This is a genomic window from Streptomyces sp. NRRL WC-3549, assembly GCF_000721935.1.
In the GTDB taxonomy this organism is placed as follows: Bacteria; Actinomycetota; Actinomycetes; order Streptomycetales; family Streptomycetaceae; genus Streptomyces.
This window is the reverse complement of record NZ_KL585395.1, coordinates 40,949-45,597: the sequence shown is the minus strand read 5'-3', so window position 1 is coordinate 45,597 and position 4,649 is coordinate 40,949. Positions and strand designations below refer to the sequence as shown.

Genomic DNA, 4,649 nt, shown 5'->3' with positions numbered 1-4,649 from the left:
CGCCCGCCGCTGCGGCTGGTTCGACGCCCCGATCGCGCGGTACGCGACCCGGGTCAACGGCCTCACCGACTTCTTCCTCACCAAGCTGGACGTGCTGACCGGCTGGGAGCAGATCCCGGTGTGCGTCGCGTACGAGATCGACGGCAAGCGCGTCGAGGAACTCCCGTACAGCCAGACCGACTTCCACCACGCGAAGCCGATCTACGAGATGCTGCCGGGCTGGTCCGAGGACATCACGAAGGCCAAGACCTTCGACGACCTGCCGAAGAACGCGCAGGCGTACGTGAAGGCGCTGGAGGAGATGTCCGGCGCCCCGATCTCCGCGATCGGTGTCGGCCCGGGCCGGACCGAGACCATCGAGATCAACTCCTTCCTGTAGGAGCGTGACGTGCTGAGGGCCGCCGGCGTCGCCGGCGGCCCTCAGGCGTGTGCGGGGCCGGTCAGCCCTTGCGCCGGTAGGTGGCCGGGGCGTCGTCCTCGTCCGTGGAGCCCACCCAGGTGAGGGTCAGCCCGTCGGCGCCCTTCATCCGCACCAGGCGGGAGTTGCCGTCCTCGCAGCGGTCCTCGGGTTCCGCGACCGTGTTGATCTGGGGGCCGAGGCGCAGTTCCCTGCTGTTGGCGTAGACGAGGGTGCTCTCGTCCTCGCAGTGGTAGGACGGCCCGTCGTAGACGTACTCGGCGACCACCTCGCCGTAGGCGCCCTGGCGCAGCACCAGGGTGGAGGTGTCGGGGGAGGGCGAGCCGCCCGTCGCCACGGACTCCCAGGTACCGAGGAACTCCGCGGGGACCGGGGTGCTGTTCTCGGACCCCTTGGAGAGGACCGTGCTCTTGCCGTCGTCGTCGGTCCAGGTGAGGGTCGAGTCGCCGGTGGCGCGGACCGTCCACCGCCCGCCGGAGGAGCACTTCTCGTCGGGGATGCTGCCGGTCACCCGCGTCTCGACCACCATCAGGTTGTCGAACGAGACCAGCTCGCCCGAGCCGGAGCACAGCGCCGAGTCGAAGGAGTTGAACGTGGTGACGACGTCGGCGCCGACGTTGCCCTGGGTGATGGTGATGCGGCGGACGGCGACGGTGGTGCCGTCGTCGTCCTTGTCGACGCCCTCCCAGACGCCCAGGTACTCGGGCGCGATGACGCCCTCCACCGCGCCGGACGGGTCGGCGGCCGCCGCGGACGGGGACGCGTGCCCGGTGGACCCGGACGGCTCGCCGGCCGGTGTCCGGTCCGCGGCCGGTTCGCTCGCCGTGCCCCCGGCCTTGTCGTCCCCGCCGTCCGTCCCGTCCGAGGCGTACTGCATGGCCGCGTAGGTGATGCCGCCCGCGAGCAGGGCCACGGCGGCGACCGAGGCGGTCACGAGCAGCGCCGTACGCCGACGCCGGGGCGCGGGCGGGGCGGTCGGGGCGGCCTGCGGCGGGCGGGGGCATGCCGGCGGGGCCGAACCCGGGGCCCGGAGCGGCGGGTGCCGCCGGGCCCGGCGCCGAGGGGCCGGCCGAGGGCGGGGGCGGGGTGCCGTCCGGAGCGGTGAGCGGGGTGAAGGCGGGTGCGGCGGCCGGCGGTGGGGCGGGTTCGGCCGACGGCGCCGGGGCGGCGGGGGGCCGCGGCGTGTGCGCCGCCGGTGCCGGGGAGGGCGGGGGCGGGGTCGGCGGAGCCGCCGGGAGCGGGGGTGCCACTCCGGTCGTGGGCGGCGCGGCCGGGAGCGGAGGCGTGGCCCCCGTCGTGGGGGCCGTGGTGGGCGGCGGCGGGGTCGCGCCCGGGGGCGGTCCGGCCGGCCGGGCCGGGGCGCGGTGGGCCGGACCGTCCGAGTCCAGCAACTCAGCTGCCTTCCGGCCGAGTTCGGCGATCAGTCCGGCGGGCAGCCACGGCTCGGTGTCCTGCGCCACCTCTTCCGTGCGGGCCACCACCTCCTCCGGCGAGGGGCGGTCGGCCGGGTTCTTCGCCAGGCAGGCGCCGACCAGTTCGGTCAGGCCCTCGGGGAGCCCGGTCAGATCCGGCTCCTCCTGGGCGATCCGGTACATCACCGCGTGCATGCCGCTCTCCGAGGAGCCGAACGGATGCCGCCGCGTCCCGGCGAACGCCAGCACCGAGCCCAGCGAGAAGACGTCGCCGGCCGGTGTGAGCACCTCACCGCGCACCTGCTCGGGAGACATGTAGCCGGGCGACCCGATCACCGCTCCGGTGCGGGTCAGCTTCCCGTCGGCCGTCACCGCGTCCAGCGCCCGGGCGATCCCGAAGTCGATCACCCGGGGCCCGTCGATGGTCACCAGGACGTTGGCCGGTTTGAGGTCACGGTGGATCAGCCCGGCGGTGTGGACCGCCGTGAGCGCCTGGGCGAGCCGGTGGCCGAGGATGCGCACCGAGCGCTCCGGCAGCGGCTCCGCGCGTCCGGCGAGCACCGCGTGCAGCGAGGGCCCGGGCACGTACGCCGTCGCCACCCAGGGGGCCGGGGCATCGGTGTCCGCGTCGAGTACGGCCGCGGTCCACTTCCCGCCGACCCGGCGGGCCGCCGCGATCTCCTGCGCGAAGCGCCTGCGGAACTCGGGCTCCGTGGCGAGTTCGGAGCGCACGAGCTTGACGGCGACGGTCCGCCCGCCGCCGGAACGCGCCAGGTACACCTCGCCCATCCCGCCCGCGCCCAGCCGGGCGAGGAGGCGGTAGGGGCCGATGTGTGACGGGTCGTCATGTGTCAGCTGGTCCACGAGCGGATCCTCGCACAGAGGCTGCGTCGCAGGTGGGCGGAGCGAGGCCGCTGGTGCCGTTCCGTTACGCGAGGCGGGGGCCGGGAGCCCGGGGGGTGTGAGGCGGCCCGGCGCGGCCCGGCGTGGGGCGGCGGATCCGGGGCGGCTGGTCCAGACCTTGACAGGTCCAGACCAGCGGGGTTTGAGTGGTCGTCACGTCCGCCCGCCGAGGTGCTCGGCGCGCCGCACCGAAGGAGTGAGCAGCGCTGAACCGCGTCAAGAGGTTCCTGACCGCACTGGGCGCCGTCGTCGCCACGGCCGCCTTCCTCCCCGGGCCCGCGCAGGCCGCCGCGCCCGTCGGCGGGGCGGAGCCCTGTGCGCCGCTGTGGAGCGCCACCACCGCGTACCCGGCCGGTGGCACCGCCTCCCACCACGGGCGCAACTGGAGTGCCGCGTGGTGGACGCAGAACGAGAACCCGGGCGCCACGACCGTCTGGGTGGACCGGGGCGCCTGCACGGGCGGGGAGTCGGACTTCGCCGTCAGCGAGGCCCAGTTCGACGCGATCTTCCCGGAGCGCGCCCCCTTCTACACCTACCAGGGACTGGTCGACGCGCTGCACGCCTATCCGGGCTTCGCCGGCACGGGTACGCCGCAGACCCGGGCGCGGGAAGCCGCCGCCTTCCTGACGCACGCCGACTTCGAGTCGGTCGGGCTGCGGTACGTCAAGGAGATCAACGAGGCCAACTACGGGCGCAAGTGCGACGACACCCAGCCCTACGGCTGCCCGGCGGGGCGGGAGGCGTACTACGGCCGCGGCCCGATCATGTTCAGCTGGAACTTCAACTACAAGGCCGCCGGTGACGCCCTCGGCCTGGACCTGCTGAACGATCCGTGGCTGGTGGAGCGGGATCCCTCGGTGGCCTGGCAGACCGCCCTCTGGTACTGGAACACCCAGAACGGCCCCGGCACGATGACCTCGCACGACGCGATGGTGGGCGGTGCGGGCTTCGGTGAGACCATCCGCTCCCTCAACGGCGCGCTGGAGTGTGACGGCGGCAACCCGGAGTCGGTGGCCTCCAGGGTCGCCCGGTACGAGCGGATCACCGGGATCCTCGGTGTCGCACCGGGGTCCGGGCTCACCTGCTGACGGTGGGGCGGGGGCCGCGCCGACTCCCGTGGAGCCCGACTCAGATGTGTATAAGAGACAGGGGGCGTCCTGGGCCCCCTGGGCGTGCTGCCGAACGAAACGGGCCGGAGCCGCGGTTGAGAGGGGTGCGCGGTGGCTGCGCGGTCGCGCGTGAGGGTCTTCGCGGCGCGATCGTCCGACAACGAACTTTGGTCTAGACCTTGACAGGTTCAGACCATCTGGCTTGAGTGGGTGCACCCCCATGGCGGCGCGCCCACGGCCGCGCCGCACCGAAGGAGTCGATCACGTGATCAAACGTGTCATGAGCCTGCTCACCGCGATCGCCGCGGTCGTCGCGACGCTCGTCATCCTCCCCGCCGCCACCGCCTCGGCGGCCACCTGCGCCCCGGCCTGGGACGCCTCGGCCGTGTACACAGGCGGCGGCTCGGCCTCGTACGACGGGCACAACTGGTCGGCGAAGTGGTGGACGCAGAACGAGCGTCCGGGTGCCTCGGACGTCTGGGCCGACCAGGGCGCCTGCGGTTCGGGCGGCGGCGGCAGCGAGAACCCGGACCCCTCGGGCTTCGTCGTCAGCGAGGCGCAGTTCAATCAGATGTTCCCGAACCGGAGCTCCTTCTACACCTACAGCGGGCTCACGGCCGCGCTGAGCGCCTACCCGGGCTTCGCCAACACGGGCAGCGACACCGTGAAGAAGCAGGAGGCCGCGGCGTTCCTCGCCAACGTCAGCCACGAGACCGGCGGCCTGGTCCACATCGTGGAGCAGAACACCGCCAACTACCCCCACTACTGCGACACCGGCCAGCCCTACGGCTGTCTCTTATACACATC

Annotated in this window: 3 protein-coding genes and 2 pseudogenes; 3 read left to right on the top strand and 2 right to left on the bottom strand. The window is 73.5% G+C overall.

The features are described 5' to 3' along the window. On the top strand, window positions 1–379 hold a 379-nt coding region (locus tag IH13_RS0112965), incomplete at its 5' end, for an adenylosuccinate synthetase (RefSeq protein ID WP_031083991.1). Between the two features lie 61 nt (window positions 380–440). Here the strand turns inward: IH13_RS0112965 and IH13_RS44565 are convergent. Together IH13_RS44565 and IH13_RS45535 are read right to left on the bottom strand one after the other, a co-directional pair. Then, the gene (locus IH13_RS44565) at window positions 441–1,352 is read right to left on the bottom strand and encodes a hypothetical protein (protein WP_234433282.1); all 912 of its coding nucleotides are present in this window, start codon (window positions 1,350–1,352) and stop codon (window positions 441–443) included. A gap of 598 nt (window positions 1,353–1,950) precedes the next feature. Continuing rightward, window positions 1,951–2,619: pseudogene (locus IH13_RS45535) on the bottom strand (serine/threonine-protein kinase); the annotation flags it as partial. A gap of 350 nt (window positions 2,620–2,969) precedes the next feature. Between IH13_RS45535 and IH13_RS40760 the strand changes: the two are divergent. Then, window positions 2,970–3,821 carry a glycoside hydrolase family 19 protein gene (locus tag IH13_RS40760; protein WP_082317591.1) on the top strand — a complete coding sequence of 284 codons (852 nt, stop codon included), beginning with the start codon at window positions 2,970–2,972 and terminating at the stop codon, window positions 3,819–3,821. Window positions 3,822–4,107: 286 nt separating this feature from the next. After that, window positions 4,108–4,649 (top strand): annotated as a pseudogene (locus IH13_RS0112945) (glycoside hydrolase family 19 protein); the annotation flags it as partial.